The organism is Bifidobacterium aquikefiri, from assembly GCF_002259795.1.
GTDB lineage: Bacteria > Actinomycetota > Actinomycetes > Actinomycetales > Bifidobacteriaceae > Bombiscardovia > Bombiscardovia aquikefiri.
This window is the reverse complement of the sequence record NZ_MWXA01000008.1, coordinates 17,122-33,419: the sequence shown is the minus strand read 5'-3', so window position 1 is coordinate 33,419 and position 16,298 is coordinate 17,122. Positions and strand designations below refer to the sequence as shown.

General features: G+C 53.5%; 14 protein-coding genes. All 14 read left to right on the top strand.

What is annotated here, in order from left to right:
* Positions 1-63: 63 nt before the first annotated feature.
* Positions 64-846, top strand: a complete 783-nt coding sequence (locus BAQU_RS08245; RefSeq protein ID WP_094694599.1) for a DUF4190 domain-containing protein — start codon at positions 64-66, stop codon at positions 844-846.
* Between the two features lie 82 nt (positions 847-928).
* Positions 929-2,020 carry an N-acetyl-gamma-glutamyl-phosphate reductase gene (argC, locus tag BAQU_RS08240; protein ID WP_094694597.1) on the top strand — a complete coding sequence of 364 codons (1,092 nt, stop codon included), beginning with the start codon at positions 929-931 and terminating at the stop codon, positions 2,018-2,020.
* Complete coding sequence (gene argJ, locus BAQU_RS08235) at positions 2,017-3,186, top strand: bifunctional glutamate N-acetyltransferase/amino-acid acetyltransferase ArgJ (RefSeq protein WP_094694595.1); 1,170 nt, start codon at positions 2,017-2,019, stop codon at positions 3,184-3,186. The genes argC and argJ overlap by 4 nt, the downstream gene beginning before the upstream one ends.
* A 79-nt stretch (positions 3,187-3,265) precedes the next feature.
* Positions 3,266-4,222 (top strand): acetylglutamate kinase, encoded by a 957-nt coding sequence (gene argB, locus BAQU_RS08230; RefSeq protein ID WP_094694888.1) that lies wholly within the window; start codon positions 3,266-3,268, stop codon positions 4,220-4,222.
* Entirely contained in the window at positions 4,209-5,498 is a 1,290-nt protein-coding gene (locus tag BAQU_RS08225) for an acetylornithine transaminase (protein WP_094694593.1), read from the top strand. Before argB ends, BAQU_RS08225 begins: the two co-directional genes overlap by 14 nt.
* A gap of 146 nt (positions 5,499-5,644) precedes the next feature.
* Positions 5,645-6,610, top strand: coding sequence for an ornithine carbamoyltransferase (argF, locus tag BAQU_RS08220; protein ID WP_094694886.1), 966 nt, complete (start codon positions 5,645-5,647; stop codon positions 6,608-6,610).
* Between the two features lie 117 nt (positions 6,611-6,727).
* Entirely contained in the window at positions 6,728-7,321 is a 594-nt protein-coding gene (locus tag BAQU_RS08215; protein ID WP_094694591.1) for an arginine repressor, read from the top strand.
* Positions 7,322-7,414: 93 nt separating this feature from the next.
* The gene (locus BAQU_RS08210) at positions 7,415-8,653 is read left to right on the top strand and encodes an argininosuccinate synthase (RefSeq protein ID WP_094694589.1); all 1,239 of its coding nucleotides are present in this window, start codon (positions 7,415-7,417) and stop codon (positions 8,651-8,653) included.
* A gap of 40 nt (positions 8,654-8,693) precedes the next feature.
* Positions 8,694-10,130, top strand: a complete 1,437-nt coding sequence (argH, locus tag BAQU_RS08205; RefSeq protein ID WP_094694587.1) for an argininosuccinate lyase — start codon at positions 8,694-8,696, stop codon at positions 10,128-10,130.
* 317 nt (positions 10,131-10,447) lie between these two features.
* A complete protein-coding gene (gene tyrS / locus BAQU_RS08200) occupies positions 10,448-11,776 on the top strand; it encodes a tyrosine--tRNA ligase (protein ID WP_094694585.1) in 1,329 nt (442 codons plus the stop codon).
* A gap of 152 nt (positions 11,777-11,928) precedes the next feature.
* Complete coding sequence (locus BAQU_RS08195; RefSeq protein WP_244568492.1) at positions 11,929-14,058, top strand: helicase; 2,130 nt, start codon at positions 11,929-11,931, stop codon at positions 14,056-14,058.
* Between the two features lie 76 nt (positions 14,059-14,134).
* Positions 14,135-15,220 (top strand): HAD-IIA family hydrolase, encoded by a 1,086-nt coding sequence (locus BAQU_RS08190; protein ID WP_094694583.1) that lies wholly within the window; start codon positions 14,135-14,137, stop codon positions 15,218-15,220.
* Between the two features lie 3 nt (positions 15,221-15,223).
* Positions 15,224-15,430 (top strand): hypothetical protein, encoded by a 207-nt coding sequence (locus tag BAQU_RS08185; RefSeq protein WP_094694581.1) that lies wholly within the window; start codon positions 15,224-15,226, stop codon positions 15,428-15,430.
* Positions 15,414-16,196, top strand: coding sequence for a TlyA family RNA methyltransferase (locus BAQU_RS08180; RefSeq protein ID WP_211277149.1), 783 nt, complete (start codon positions 15,414-15,416; stop codon positions 16,194-16,196). The genes BAQU_RS08185 and BAQU_RS08180 overlap by 17 nt, the downstream gene beginning before the upstream one ends.
* The last annotated feature ends 102 nt before the right edge of the window (positions 16,197-16,298 follow it).

Below are 16,298 nucleotides of genomic sequence, written 5' to 3'. Positions count from 1 at the left end.
TACTATCGCCGGATTTTGCATACGTGGCTTATACTTGAGAAAACGACAAGGGGGACGGTATCAATGAGTTCGAGTGAACGTAACCCGGATCAAGTGGGTCCATCACAGAATTATGGAATTCAACATCCGGGCAATCCGATGCCACAACATGGCAATGTTGAGCATGTTCAATCCCAGGATTCCCATAATCAGAACCTACCAAGTCAGCAGGCACAGCGCGGCAGCGTTCAGGATCCGCAACCTCAATACGGTGCCATGGCCAGTCAGTATCCGGGATGGAATCCCTATGTGTATGGCGAACCTGAACAGCCTCGGCAGGAGAAGGCAGCGGACGAGTCGACGCAACAGCAGCACAATCAAGGCGTTTGGGCAGGAAATCCCTATCTGGGCACTCCGCATGATGCTCGTGGCAATGATTCCCAGAGGAATGGGAATTCACGTGATGTGCGCCGGCAGGGCTCGCCGACATCCCCATCATCGCAATATGGCAACGCCGGCAATCTCAATAGACGTGGCATGTATCCGACCATTGATCCCAATGATCCCAATCAAAATCCACTGTATGGCCGCTGGGATCCCTATGCGGTTCTTTCCTTTGTACTGGCGCTGTTCTTTCCCTTCCCCTTCATGCCGGCAATCATGGGTGCGATTTCCGTCTATCGAACGCGTTTCTTCCATATGAAGGGCAAGGGTCTTGCGATTGCAGCCATTGTCATCAACCTGTTGTATTCAGCCCTGATGATTTGGATGTGGTTCAACCATATCAATGCAAACCAGCTCTATCAGGATATCTATGACTGGATTGGAAGCGTATCGGGGACGACAGGAAACTCCGTTTCTGCATAATTATGCAATGTCTTGCATACATGTATATACTGTTGCACGTCGGCAGACAAGATTTGTCGCCTGAACAGCTTTGGAGTTATACATGGCACAATATTCGGTTGCCGTGGCAGGTGCCACAGGCTATGCAGGTGGAGAGGCCCTGCGCATATTGGCGGCCCATCCCAATATGCAGGTCACGTGCGTTACTGGCCATTCATCCGTTGGCCACCAGCTTGGTGAATATCTTCCGCACATTCCGAGTCTGGCCAGTCTAAAGATTCAGGACACGACTCCTGATGTGCTCAATGGCCATGACATCATCATTCTTGCATTGCCTCACGGGGCTTCCGGTGCGTTGGCTGCAAAACTGGATAGCTCCTCCATTGTCGTTGATCTGGGAGCAGACCATCGGCTCGAGGAGCAGGAGATGTGGGACACCTATTATGGTGGCACCTATGTCGATTCCTGGACGTATGGCCTGCCTGAAATGATAGCCGGCAATGATCAGGGCGGGCTTTCCAAGCAGCGTGATTTGCTTCACGGCGTGACTCGCATCGCTGGACCCGGCTGCAATGTCACAGCGGTCACACTCGCATTTCAACCAGCCATCGCTCACCAGCTCGTCGACGAACATGACATCGTTGCAGATCTTGCAGTCGCCTATTCAGGTGCTGGGAAGAATCTGAAGCGCATGAATCTTCTTGCTGCTGAAGCCTTCAATTCTGCAACGCCATATTCTGTTGGCGGCACGCATCGCCATATTCCTGAAATGCTTCAGAATCTCACGCATGCAGCGGGTCGTACGTCTGCGCAATGGCATGAAATTTCCATAGGGTTCACACCGATGCTTGTTCCCATGAGCCGTGGAATTCTTGCCACGGTCTCGGCACATCTGAGCGATGCTGCACTGCGCATGAGTGATGCCACGATTCGTTCGTTCTGGGAAGAACTCTATGACCATGAGACATTCGTGCAGCTCTTGCCTGAAGGAGTGATGCCAGCGACGCAGAACATCGTGGGTTCGAACTGCGCTCATCTTCAGATTGCCATTGATCGAAATTCACAGCGTCTCTATACGTTTGCCGCGATCGACAATCTTAATCGAGGAACTGCTGGTCAGGCGATTCAGTCGCTCAACATTGCTCTAGGACTTAACGAGATTACTGGTTTGACAACGATAGGAGTAGCGCCATGAGCGTCACATTTGCACAGGGTTTTCAGGCAGCGGGGGTTGTTGCGGGGATTTCGAGTCATCACGGCAAGCGTGATCTTGCCGTGGTCGTCAACCAGGGGCCTCTTGATGTGGTAGCCGGTGTCTTCACACCGAACAGATTCTGTGCCGCACCGGTACAGTGGTCGAGAAAGGCTGTTCAGGACGGACATCTCAGGGGTGTCGTGGTGAATTCGGGCGGTGCCAACGCGTGTACAGGTCAGGCAGGACTTGAACAAAGCACACAGACTGCGCAAGAACTCGCAAGGCTTCTGGAAGCCGATGCGCACAGCGTTGCCGTCGCCTCGACTGGGTTGATTGGCGAACTGCTTCCTCTCGACCATGTGTTGCGAGGTGTCGATGATGCCTTCGAACACTTGGACGATGGAGAGCAGGCTGGTTCAGATGCCGCACATGCGATCATGACCACCGATACCAAGGTCAAAACCGTGGAAATCCAAGGCTCGGGATTTCGCGTTGGAGGTATGGTCAAGGGGTCAGGCATGATTGCCCCTCAGCTTGCCACGATGATCTGCATACTCACCACCGATGCGGTGGTGACTCCAGCACAGGCACAGCAGGCCCTTCACCAGGGCACTCAGACCTCATTCAATCGCATTGACGTTGACGGCTGCATGTCCACCAACGATACGGTTATTCTTCTTGCCTCCGGTGCAAGTGAAGTCACCCCAGACATTGAAGAGTTCAATCAGGCCGTTGCCGAGGCTTGTGCCTCGCTTGCCCACCAGATCGTTGGTGACGGAGAGGGCTCCTCACATGATGTCGATATGACCGTGATCGGAGCGAGCGATGAGCGGGCAGCTCTGGCGTGTGCGCGAGCAGTTGCATCATCGAATCTGATGAAATGCGCCATTGCCGGCAATGATCCCAATTGGGGGAGGGTCATTTCCTCAATTGGCACGGTTCCAGAATCAATCGCTCCATACGATCCGAACAAGGTGAGCGTTGACATCAATGGCATCCGTGTCTGCGACGGTGGCAAACCCGGTCAGGACCGTTCCCTTGTAGACATGACCCCGCGTCATGTAGATATCGTTATCAATCTGCATGCAGGAGAATCTCAGGGAACCATATGGACCGACGACTTGACTCATGAATATGTGCGAATCAACTCAGACTATGAATCATGACGAATCAGTGCAAGATCACAACGGCATCGAATATGAGACGAACCGTGACACAACGGCACACCACCATAAGGCTGATGATATGAGCGAGATAAAGGGACCGGGCTTCCATTTCGATGTCCATACCGATTTGAGAGCCGATCAGAAGGCTGAAGTGCTCATTGAAGCACTGCCGTGGCTTGAGGAATTCTCTGGCAAGCGCATTGTCATCAAATATGGTGGCAATGCGATGGTGGATCAGCAACTGAAGCAATGCTTTGCTGAAGACATGGTGTTCCTGCGCCAGGTGGGGCTACACCCGATTGTCGTTCACGGAGGCGGACCTCAGATTTCTAGAATGCTCAAGGCGCTGGGCATCAAATCGGAGTTCAGGGGAGGTCTGCGCGTCACCACGCCAGAAGCCATGGATGTCGTTCGCATGGTATTGACGGGCAAGGTGTCTCGAGAGCTGGTCGGCATGATCAATGCTCATGGACCTTATGCAGTGGGTCTTTCAGGCGAGGATGGCGGATTGTTTTCCGCAATGCAGCGCAAACCCATGATTGATGGTGTTGCGACGGATATCGGTCTCGTCGGTGACGTTGTCAGTGTCGATGCCTCGGCTGTTGAGGATCTCGTCAGCGCTGGCAGGATTCCAGTGGTGTCCTCGGTCGCTCCGAATGAATCAAATCCGATGCAGGTGCTGAATGTGAATGCTGATTCGGCCGCGGCAGCACTTGCCGCTGCTGTCGGCGCCTCGAAATTCCTCATTCTGACCGACATCGATGGTCTCTATGCCGACTGGCCGGATGAGAACTCGTTGATCGGCCGCATCGGGGTCGAAAATCTTCGAGATATGCTTCCTGATCTGGAATCCGGAATGAAACCGAAGATGGAGGCGTGTGTGCGCGCGCTTGATGGGGGAGTCGTTCAGGCGCATATTATCGATGGCCGCAAGCCGCATTCCCTGTTGAATGAGATATTCACTTCAGCCGGAATTGGCACGATGGTCGTTCCTGAAGACGGAATAGAAATGAGGAGTTCGTATGTCAGCAGGTGAAAAGTTGGGGAAGCTTGACGAGCAGTGGCTTGACGAATATCAGGATGTGCACATGCATGTCTTTGGAAAGCCGCTTCGCGTGCTTGATCATGGCAAGGGCACCCATATCTGGGATGTCGATGGCAATGAATATCTCGATTTTCTTGGCGGCATCGCCGTCAATTCCGTAGGTTATGCAAACCCTCGCTGGATTGAGGCTCTGACTGCTCAGGCAGCAAAGGCCGCCCATGTCAGCAATTATTTTGCCACCGAACCGCAGATCAGGCTGGCTCAGAAGCTGATCGAGCTAGCGGGAGCACCGCAGGGTTCGCATGTCTATTTTGGCAATTCCGGCACTGAAGGCAATGAGGCGGCTCTGAAGCTGGCCAAGCTGTATGGCCGCACCCTGCCCAATGCGCATTCGATCATGGGAGGCAAGGAACCACGAATCATTGCGCTGAAGCATGGCTTCCATGGTCGTACCATGGGTTCTCTGAGTGCAACGTGGAAACCGGATATCCGCAAGCCCTTCGAACCCTTGATTCCGGATGTCGCGTTTGTCGAGGCAAACGACATCGATGCCATGCATGATGCCTTTGCCAGGACTGGCATTGGCAGGTATGCCGAGGGACCTGTCGCTGCGGTGATCATCGAAATGATCCAGGGTGAGGCTGGAGTCTTGCCACTCGATCCAGCGTATGTGCAGGGATTGCGTGCGCTGTGCGACCAGCACAAGGCGCTGCTCATAGTTGATGAAGTCCAGACGGGCATTGGCCGTACCGGCTCCTGGTTCGCCTTCCAGCGCAAGGATCTGAGCGGGGGTATCCAGCCAGATATTGTCACATTCGCCAAGGGGGTTGCAGGCGGCTTTCCCATGGGCGGCATGATTGCCTTTGGTTCAAAGCTTTCCGACATGTATACCGCAGGGCTTCACGGTTCGACTTTCGGTGGGAACCCTCTGGGTGCTGCCGCAGCTCTGGCAACCTTGCAGATCATTGAGGATGACGGTCTCGTCAACAACGCCGAGGAACGTGGCAAGCAACTTCGTGCAGGTATAGACGCGTGTGGAAATGATCTGTTTGTCTCCACACGAGGGCGTGGTCTGTTGAACGCAGTGTTGCTCTCGCATTCGTGCGCGCATGCTGTGGTCGACTGGGCATTGGAACATGGCCTGATTGTCAATGCCGTTGCTTCGAATGCCTTGCGTCTGGCCCCATCATTGGTGGCCAGCGCCGAGGACGTCGAAACGTGCATTTCGATACTCGCACAGGTGCCCAAGGATTTGCCTGACGACTGAGCATGGCGCTGGTGAATGTTGCAGATGACTCGTGCATGTGAATGCATGATTATCCGTTGTGTTCATTGGGCCAGGGGATTGGAGTGGTACAGCATGGGAGTTCAAGGCTTTCAAGCTGAGAAAAAGGATGAAAGGAAGAGATGGAGATGACAGCACCTCTACGGCATATGTTGCGCGATGACGATGTTTCGCATGACGAACAACTGCAGATCTTAAGACTTGGCATGAAATTCCGAGCCAACCGTTTTTATGCACGACCTTTCGAAGGGCCGCAAGCCGTTGCGGTGCTGTTCGACAAGCCCAGTACCAGAACGAGATCAAGCTTCTCCGTGGGAGTGGCCGAGCTTGGCGGGTATCCCCTCGTGATTGACAAGGGCGGTTCGCAACTTGGTCGTGGCGAGCCTGTTGCCGACACTGCACGCGTACTCACGCGCATGACCTCAACGATTGTCTGGAGGACGTTCGGTCAGAATCGTGTTGAGGAAATGGCACGCTATGCCACCGTTCCCGTCATCAATGCACTGACCGATGAGTTCCACCCCTGCCAGGTGCTTGCAGATTTTTTGACTATTGCGCAGCATTGCGGAGGTGTCGATAGTCTTGCAGGCAAGCGCATCGCGTATCTTGGAGATGCCGGGAATAATATGGCGAATTCCTATCTGCTGGCGGGGGCGACCGCAGGCATGCATGTTGCCGTTGCCGGACCATATGGATATCTGCCTGATCCAGCAATCGTCGACGATGCCAAGGCCATTGCGAGGCAGAACGACGGTTCGATTCTTGTCACCACTGATCCTTATGAAGCGGCGAAGAATGCCGACTGCATCTTCACTGATACGTGGGTCTCGATGGGCGAGGAGAGCGAATACGCGACTCGTTCGAAGCCATTCTGGGATTATCAGGTCAATGATGAGCTTATGAGTCATGCCGCTCCGAACGCTCTGTTCCAGCATTGTCTTCCCGCATACCGTGGCAAGGAAGTGACCGCTTCGGTCATTGATGGTCCACAGTCTGTCGTCTGGGACGAGGCAGAAAATCGCCTGCATGCGCAGAAGGCGCTGATGACCTGGCTGATTGGCAGGCAGCGCGAGGATGACAATCTTCTCGCATGATATGCAAGGCCATTGCCTTTGCATCGGCTATCGTCAGATCACATCGGTAGCTGAGCATATCAGGGGAATACGCAGTAGGACATTGAACATCGACCACAGGGACAAGGAGGTAATGACGTGAGCGATGAAGCATACTCGGGACTCAGGCGGCCACCGACGCGGGCGGCGAGGCACGGTGCAATCCAGCAGGCACTTTCCAACTCTGTCATTACCTCTCAGCAGCAACTGGCCGCGGTGCTCGCCACTCAAGGTATTGAGGTAACTCAGGCGACTTTGAGCCGGGATCTTGATGAGATGCATGCGAGCAAGCAGCGTCAGTCTGATGGAAGCTTTGCCTATGTGGTACCGGAATCAACCGTTTCTGGGGAATTCCCCAAGGTCCACCTCGCGTTTGACGATGAACATGATGCAGAGCACAGTGCCTTGAATCGTTATGAGCAGCAGTTGTCGAGAACGCTGACGGGTCTCGTGACTTCTGTCGCCACTGCACAAAATCTTGTGGTGATTCACACTCCTTCGGGAGCTGCGCAATATGTTGCCAGTGTGTTGGATCGTCAGTCCATTCAGGGAGTTGTAGGCACCATTGCCGGTGATGACACGGTCATGGCCATTGCAGCTGATGTCGATACCGCTCAGGAAAAGGCAGAATGGTTTCTACTGCTCGCTTCCGGAGGAGAATCGGCACATATGAGTTCAAAACAAAAAGGGTAGTCTCGTCTGTCTGCTGCGTATTGCTCACCGGCTTGCGCAATTGACATGCGTTGCATGAATAATACATGTGGAACACACATCGGAAGGGTTGCTATGAGTGACAAGAAAAGAATCGTATTGGCGTATTCAGGAGGTTTGGATACCTCAGTTGCCATTCCATATTTGAAAGACCGCACCGGCAAGGATGTCGTTGCCGTTTCTCTGGACGTTGGTCAGGGCGGCGAACGCTTGGAAACCATCAAGCAGCGTGCCCTGGCATGCGGAGCCGTCGAATCGTACGTTGTCGACGCGCGCAACGAGTTTGCAGACGAATATTGCATGCTGGCTCTTCAGGCCAATGCCATGTATGAGGGTGTATACCCACTGGTGTCGGCAATCTCCAGACCATTGATCACGAAGCATCTGGTCCATGCGGCGCATCAGTTTGGTGCCGACACGATTGCCCATGGCTGCACAGGCAAGGGCAATGACCAGGTTCGCTTTGAAGTTTCCATCATGTCCATTGACCCGACGCTGAAGGCAATCAGCCCTATTCGTGATCTTGGTCTGATGCGTGACGTTGAAATTGCGTATGCCAAGGAGCACAAGCTGCCGATCGAGCAGACCGAGAAGAGCCCATATTCAATCGATCAGAATGTATGGGGACGCGCTATCGAGACTGGCTATCTCGAGGATCCATGGAACGCACCAACCAAGGATGTCTATTCATACACTGATGATCCTGCCTTCCCTCCCGTCGAGGATGAAGTGACGATTACCTTCAACAAGGGCATCCCCGTCCAGATTGATGGCAAGGATGTGACACCCCTGCAGGCAATCGAAGAGATGAATCGTCGTGCAGGAGCACAGGGCATTGGTCGCATCGACCTGATTGAAGATCGACTGGTTGGCATCAAGTCTCGAGAACTCTACGAGGCACCAGGGGCCATTGCCTTGATTACTGCCCACGAGGAACTTGAGAACTGCTGCCTTGAACGTGAACAGCATCGCATCAAGCGCGATATTGATAAGCGCTGGGGTGAACTGGTCTATGACGCTCAGTGGTATTCACCAGCGGTGAAGTCGCTGACTGCTTTCATCAAGGACACGCAGGAATACGTGTCCGGTCAGATTCGCATGAGTCTTCACGGCGGTCGTGCAGTCGTGACGGGTCGTCGTTCAGATAGCTCACTGTATGATTACTCACTTGCCACGTATGAAACTGGCGATTCCTTCGATCAGAAGGCGTCGAACGGATTCATCGAGATCTACGGTCTTCCCAGCAAGGTTGCCGCAGCGCGTGATGTGAAGTTTGGCAACGCGGTGGAAGTTCCACAGGGCGATGTCAAATAGTTGATACCAGTGAATTGATGATGGGAATAGGGGCATGAGTATGACTCAGCAAGGTCATGAATCAATCGCATTGTGGGGAGGACGATTTACGTCGGGTCCTTCACCAGAACTGTCACAATTGAGCAAATCCACTCAGTTTGATTGGCGTCTTGCCGATGATGACATCACCGGTTCTCGCGCTCATGCCCGCGCCTTGGCGCGAGCAGGTCTCCTTAGCGATGATGAGCTTCATCGTATGGAGACGTCACTCGATGAACTCCAGCGTAGGGTTGATACGGGTGAATTCGTTCCCCAACAATCGGACGAGGATGAGGCCACTGCTTTGGAACGTGGCTTGCTTGAGATTGCAGGCGATGAACTGGGTGGAAAGCTCAGAGCGGGTCGCTCACGAAATGATCAGATTGCGGCCCTGATCCGCATGTGGCTACGGCGCCATGCGCGCGTGGTTGCCAAGGATGTGCTTGGCCTGGTTGCCTCCATCATCAAACAGTCACAGACGGCTGGCACTACGGTGATGCCAGGTCGTACCCATATGCAGCATGCCCAACCTGTGTTGCTGGCTCACCAGCTTATGGCTCATGCATGGCCGTTATTGCGTGATGTTGACCGCCTTGTTGATTGGGATAAGCGAGCTGATGCAAGCCCATATGGTTCTGGCGCTCTTGCGGGGAACACGCTGGGGCTTGATCCTCAGGCCGTTGCAAAGGATCTTGGTTTTTCACGTGTCACCGATAACTCCATTGATGGCACTGCCTCACGTGATGCCGTTGCAGAATTTGCATTCATCGCTGCCATGATTGGCGTCGATCTGTCACGGTTGAGCGAAGAAATCATCATCTGGAATACGCAGGAATTCGCGTTCGTTCGTTTGGATGATGCATATTCGACCGGCTCATCCATCATGCCGCAGAAAAAGAATCCAGACATAGCAGAGCTTGCCCGTGGCAAGGCAGGTCGACTGATTGGCGATCTGACTGGGCTGATGACGACGCTGAAGGGCCTGCCCACCGCCTATGCACGAGATCTCCAGGAGGATAAGGAGGCAGTGTTCGATCAGGTGGATACGCTTGAGGTGGTGCTGCCCGCGTTTTCTGGTATGGTTGCCACCTTGCAATTCGATGGCAAACGGCTGGAAGAGGAGGCTCCGACCGGCTTTGCGCTGGCAACTGACATTGCCGAATGGCTGGTCAAGCATGGCGTTCCATTCCGTCATGCCCATGAACTCTCAGGTGCATGTGTCAAACGTGCTGAAGGCCAGAGCGAAGAGCTGTGGGATCTGAAAGATTCAGATTTCATCGAGATCTTCGATGGTTTCATCGATGGTGACCTTGCTCCGCAGGTTCGTGAGGTGCTCACTACCCAAGGTTCGGTCAAGGCCCGCAACGGTAAGGGTGGAACAGCTCCCGAACGCGTTTCAGAGCAGATCCATGATGCTGAAAACAAAATGAAAGCGCTTACAAACTGGATTTCAAAGTGAGATTTTCGAGTTTTGTGGCAATCCGTAAGTATAAACCACTGAAATTGGCTTAACCTCGTATGCCATTTCAACGATTGTTGGCATATATACTTTGAATTTGCCACAAAACTCGAAAATCTCGGTTTACCTGGGTTTGAATTCTGTTGCATGTTCCACTGGCTGGTTTGTGTACGAGCTGGAACAAGCTTGGAATGCTGACCTGGCTCGTGAATGAGTCAGGTCTCTTGGCATTGCTCTAATGGTGTCGGTGCTCTCTGACATACTGGCTTGGCGATAAATCGCGGTTTTTCCAGCGTACAGAGGGAGCGGCACGGATCATGGTGCAAGTCACGAACTACAGGCAGGCGGGATTCGATTCGTTGTCCGACGAATTGCAATGGCGCGGTTTACTAGCTCAGCACACTGACGAGACACGTCTTTTTGAAACCCTTGATGGAAAACCGATCAGCTTTTACGCAGGCTTTGATCCCACGGCTGCTTCACTCCATATAGGCAATCTTGTCCAGCTCATCAACATGCGTCATTTACAGGCGGCGGGGCATACGCCATACGCGCTTGTTGGTGGGGCAACGGGGCTGATTGGGGATCCTCGCGAATCGGGGGAGCGAACGCTCAACCCTGCTGAGATCGTGGAGCAGTGGGCAGAACGTCTGCGCCAGCAGATCAGCCGTTTTCTCTCGGCCGATGGCGACAACGGCGTGCAGTTTGTGAATAATCTTGACTGGACGGCTAAGATGTCTGTCATCGATTTCTTGCGCGACGTGGGCAAGAACTTTCGACTCGGCACCATGCTGAACAAAGACATCGTTTCTCGCCGTCTCAACTCCGACGAGGGAATCTCGTTCACTGAATTCAGCTATCAGGTCTTGCAGGGCAATGACTTCCTGCATCTTTTTGATACCTATGGCTGTGTCCTTGAACTTGGCGGCAACGATCAGTGGGGCAACCTCGTCAGTGGTCTTGATCTGATTCATAAGATGCGTGGCGAGAATGTCAGTGTCATGACCTCCCCGATCATCACCGATGCCCAGGGCAAGAAGTTTGGCAAGTCGGAGGGTGGTGCCATCTGGCTTGACCCGACCATGCTCAGCCCATATCGGTTCTACCAGTTCTGGTTCAACCAGCCTGACGATCAGGTCATCAGACTCTTGAAGTATTTCACCTTCCTACCCAAACAGGAGATTGAGCATCTTGAAACGGAAGTTGCCCAAGATCCCGGTGCACGGCACGCGCAGAAGGTGCTGGCATGGGAAGTGACAAGCTTCGTGCATGGCGAGCATGCCACGCAGCAGGCCATTGATGCGGCTTCGGCACTTTTTGGACGAGGTGCTGATCTGCACGAGATCGATGGCGACACCTTGGCCGCTTCGCTGGACGGTGTGAAGGTGGCGCTGGGCGATGGCACGGGCAAGGACTTTGCGCCGGCAGTGGTCGGAGAGCGCCTCGTTGAGGCGGCTGTGAGCGCAGGATTATTTGCTTCTGTGTCGCAGGTGCGTAAAATCGTCGCATCGGGTGGGATGTACCTCAATAACGCTCGTGTGGAACTTGCCGACACCGAACTTGATGCCGAAGACTTCCTGCAAGGCGGATTTGCAGTTATTCGTAGGGGAAAGAAAACCATAGGTGCAGTTCGCTTGCAGAAATAGCATTGCATATTGCGGCTGGGACAGTAGTTATGAGCTGCCCGGCAATGACCCATGGCAACAACATAATAGTGAGTGATGAGTGACTTGGCGTTTGAGAAAGAACGCATTGGCATCAATGTGATGTCACAAACAGTATGAATAAGGATAAGAATATGGCAGAGCATGAAGGTAACTCCGGACAGTCGGGGCATAGCGGCAATCGTAACGGCGATCACAACAGAGCCGGCGGCTCATCTCAGAGAAGAGGATCTTATAAGGGGCGTTCAGGAGGGCCACAGCGCTCAGGTTCGCGTGGCAACTTCGGCGGCTCGCGTGGCGGTTCGCATGCTCGTGGTGGCTTTGAATCGCGCGGTTCATCGAGTGATCATCGCAGAAGAGAGGATCAGGGTGTGAGATCCGAGCATCATGAAGCTTCGGGCGAGCACAGGTCTCACGAAAACCGTAATCGTCAGTATGACGGATCTCGCAGATTTGAGCATAATCGCTCTCACAGCGAAGGTGGTGACAATGACAATCGTCGTTTTGGTGGCGATCGACGCAATGGTGGTAACCGTCGCTTTGGCAATGCACGTCGCGACAACGATCATCGCAGTTTTGACCGTCGTGGCAATGATCATCGCAATAATGACGATCGTCGCAGTAATGAGCGTCACAACGATGGTGAACGCCGCACATTGAGCGAGCACAGGAATTCGAGCGAGCATCGCAACTATGGTGAGCATCGCAACTATGGGGATCGTCGTTTTGGCAACGACCATCGCAGCAATGATCGTCGCAATGATGATCGTCGCAGCAATGGTGAGCATCGCAAATTTGATGATCGCCGCAACTATGGTGACCGTCATTTCAACAATCGCAACCATAGCAGCGATAATCGGGGAGGTGGCGATCGCAACGCTGCTTATGGGGATCGTCGTCATGACGATCGTCGTTTTTCATCAAGGGATCGCCAAGAGGCCGGCGAACGTCCCAACTTCCACAAGAGTTACAATCACGATGACCGTCGTGATAGCCGTGGCGGCGATAGCCGGGGTGGAGAACGTCGCGATTACGGCAGTCGCAGCTACGGCAATCGCCGCTTTGATCGCAACGGGCATCACGATCGCAATGATCGCAATGATCGCAATGATCGCGGGGAGCGTCATTTCAAACGATACGACGATCATCGTGACGACAGACGCGATCATGATCATGACGGCGGACGTGTTGAGCGTCGATTCGAGCATCGCAGCTTCGATAGAAAAGGTGCCAGCCGCGGAGAATATCGTGACAATCGACACTTTGAGCATCGCGGTTCCGACAACTATCAGCACCGTGACGAACGAGGAGTCGATAAGCCACGTCGCAATTCAGATGGCACGATCAGCTTCCCATCGCAGAATCCATATACGGATCGACGCCCTGGTGAGCCACGCATGCCTCGTGGCATGGAATGGTCCATGCTTTCCAAGGATGAGAAGGAGCGTTTGCGCGGCCTGAGCAAGGAGCATGCAGAGAACACCGGACTGCACATGCTCGCAGCCTATGCTCTTGAAGAAGATGATCCCCAAGCTGCCTTGGATCATGCGAAGTGGATAGCAAGGCAGGCATCTCGCGTCGATGTTGCACGCGAAACCCTGGCATTCATCGCCTATCGTCAAGGCGAATACAAGCTTGCCATGCGCGAATTCAGAACTGCATTCCGCATGAATGGCTATCTGGATTACCTGCCGTTCATCGCTGACTGTGAACGTGGTGTAGGCAATCCTAAAAAGGCGCTGGAGGTCGCATCTTCCGATGAAGGCAAGCAGCTGAAGGGCGAAGCCAAGGCCGAGATGTTCCTTGTCTATGCAGGAGCTCTTGCCGACCTTGGACTTTTGGATAAGGCTGTGGATACCGTGGCAACCCTTGCAAACGCCAAGGGACTTTCTGGTGAATATCGCATGCGTGCTGTTCAGGCTGAGCAGAACTTCCTGGAGCAGGCCGGCAAGACCGATGAGGCAGCTGACCTTGACACACTTCTCGATAAGCTTGAGACCAAATATGCCGATGCCGACGATGATGAATCCGCCGAGGAAATTGTCGTTGACCATGATCTGGAGGAAATCTCAGAAAGAGATTTCGAGGATCTTGGCATTGCAGCGGATAGAGACGAATATTCCGATCGTCATGGTCGACATGAGACACGCGGCGATCGCCCATTCCATAATGATGTTCGACGCACGAATGCACCACAGGAGGCTGAAACTGATGTCGAGTCCCATGATGCCGGTGAGCCCGAGACACAATCCAACAACAACTGATGCACAGTGACAACTGGCAACAGTTATATTTGACAACAGTGACAACTGACATATCACATAGGTAAGGTTGATGGTTATGAATCACACGCGATGCCTGAAAGAAAGCAAGGAGCCGCTTGCAAGACGCTATGCCCTGGCTTTGCTCGATTTGGATGGGGTTGTGTACCGAGGTGATGATCCCGTTGCACACGCATCCGAGGGCATCGCCAAGGCACAATCCGATGGCATGAGGCCGTCGTATACCACCAATAACCCTTCGCGCTTTCCAGATACCGTGGCCAAGCAGCTCCAGGGCTTCGCAGTCAATGCTCAAGGATCCGACATCATCACCTCGGCAATCGTCGCTGCACGCATGCTGACCCATCATCTGCACAGTGGCGCCAAGGTGCTGATTGTTGGTGCTGAACATCTTCGCGATGAAGTCCGCAAGGTTGGCTTTGAGGTAGTCGATGATGCTCGCGAGCATCCTGATGCCGTGTTGCAGTCATGGCATAAGGACTTGAGCTTCAATGAACTGGCACAGGCGGCCTACGCCATTGAGCAGGGTGCTCAATATTACGTGACCAACCGTGACATGACGATTCCCCGCGAGCAGGGGATAGCCCCTGGCAATGGCGCGTTGCAGTTGCCCATCATAGAAACCACAGGTAAGCATCCACTCGATTCTGCGGGCAAGCCTGAATCGGCGATGTACGACGAGGCACGAATGCTGTTCTCCCGTGATGGCAATCCCATTCCTGGAGATACCTGCCTTCCCGTCGGTGATCGCCTGGACACAGATATTGAAGCCGCCAACCGCGGCGATTATGACTCGCTCGTGGTGCTTACCGGAGTTGCCACTCCAAGAATGATCATGACTGCCTCGGTCATCCAGCGGCCAAGCTATATTGCCCGTGACCTTTTGGGACTCGATATGGCGCATCCTGCGGTGAACAGGATCAGAATGGGCGAGTGGCGTTGTCGGGATTGTGTGTTGCGTCTCGATGGCAAGCGGTTTGAATTGGATGCCTCAACTTCCGCAGTTCATGCGCATGATGGCTTGGATGCACTTCGTGCTGCCAGCTGTGTCGCTTGGGAGGCAATGGATAGCGGTGTTGCCGCCGAAGAAATCGACACCAGTGTCATCGAGCAGGCTCTTCAACCCACAGCTTCAGAGGATTGAATCATGGATGCGTCACATGAATATGCTGAGCATCATACGGATGGATCCGTATCAATGTCAACTCCAGGTTCACCATCATCAGCTGAAGGTATTGAGCATCGCTTTCCGGAGCTTGAACACGTCAATCAGTCGAGCTTGAGCGATCAGATTCAGGCCTTCACCACGGTATTGAAGCGACTGCAGCAGGAATTAGATGAAGTTTCACACTGATCGTTCGTCTATGTCCGTCCCTCCGAAGCGCCTTGACAGGGCGCTTGTAGAAGCTGATCTCATTCAGTCGCGAACAAAGGCTCAACAGGCCATTGCCGCTCGCCAGGTGAGGGTCAATGGCCAGATTGCAGTGAAAAGTTCGACCCTCATATTGCCTGATGATCATATTTCGGTTGATCTTGGTGAGAATTATGTCTCACGCGGTGCTCTGAAGCTCGCTGGTGCATTCGAAGTTTTTCTGCCTCTCGGGATGCCGGATGTCGCAGGACTTGATTGCCTTGACATTGGTGCATCAACCGGTGGCTTCACTGATGTTGCACTGCGACGAGGGGCACGGCGAGTCATTGCCCTCGATGTCGGCCATGGTCAGCTGGATGAGCGGATTGCATCCGATCCACGTGTTTTTGAGATGGATGGTGTCAATATTCGAGACGCCGCGGCAGAAGATTTGCCATTTCAGCCGCAATGCGTCGTCTCTGATGTCTCATTCATTTCGCTCACGTATGTGATTCCTGCAATTGCCTTGTTGCTTCAACAGGCAGCGACTTGTATTCTGCTGATCAAACCACAGTTCGAGGTTGGCCGCACACGCCTGGGACATCATGGCATTGTAGAGAGTGAAGCGTTGCGGCAGGAGGCTTTGCAGAAGGTCATCAATTGTGCACGCGATCAGGGTTTCGTCGTTCGGGCATCCGCGCCTTCGCCAATAGAGGGAACCCATGGCAATAGGGAATATCTGCTCTGGATGGACTTTCACAAGAACTGAACCTCACGCTTCGATGAACATCGCACACGTGCAGGCTCATCTGCAGAGCGTCGAATGTCAACCTCGACCTTTGGAGTTTAGCCACAGGCCCCATCTTTCTTT

Coding starts and splice junctions, on each gene's coding strand:
- BAQU_RS08245 (WP_094694599.1), top strand. CDS start 64: ATGAGTTCGAGTGAACGTAACCCGGATCAAGTGGGTCCATCACAGAAT.
- argC (WP_094694597.1), top strand. CDS start 929: ATGGCACAATATTCGGTTGCCGTGGCAGGTGCCACAGGCTATGCAGGT.
- argJ (WP_094694595.1), top strand. CDS start 2,017: ATGAGCGTCACATTTGCACAGGGTTTTCAGGCAGCGGGGGTTGTTGCG.
- argB (WP_094694888.1), top strand. CDS start 3,266: ATGAGCGAGATAAAGGGACCGGGCTTCCATTTCGATGTCCATACCGAT.
- BAQU_RS08225 (WP_094694593.1), top strand. CDS start 4,209: ATGTCAGCAGGTGAAAAGTTGGGGAAGCTTGACGAGCAGTGGCTTGAC.
- argF (WP_094694886.1), top strand. CDS start 5,645: ATGACAGCACCTCTACGGCATATGTTGCGCGATGACGATGTTTCGCAT.
- BAQU_RS08210 (WP_094694589.1), top strand. CDS start 7,415: ATGAGTGACAAGAAAAGAATCGTATTGGCGTATTCAGGAGGTTTGGAT.
- argH (WP_094694587.1), top strand. CDS start 8,694: ATGACTCAGCAAGGTCATGAATCAATCGCATTGTGGGGAGGACGATTT.
- tyrS (WP_094694585.1), top strand. CDS start 10,448: ATGGTGCAAGTCACGAACTACAGGCAGGCGGGATTCGATTCGTTGTCC.
- BAQU_RS08195 (WP_244568492.1), top strand. CDS start 11,929: ATGGCAGAGCATGAAGGTAACTCCGGACAGTCGGGGCATAGCGGCAAT.
- BAQU_RS08190 (WP_094694583.1), top strand. CDS start 14,135: ATGAATCACACGCGATGCCTGAAAGAAAGCAAGGAGCCGCTTGCAAGA.
- BAQU_RS08185 (WP_094694581.1), top strand. CDS start 15,224: ATGGATGCGTCACATGAATATGCTGAGCATCATACGGATGGATCCGTA.
- BAQU_RS08180 (WP_211277149.1), top strand. CDS start 15,414: ATGAAGTTTCACACTGATCGTTCGTCTATGTCCGTCCCTCCGAAGCGC.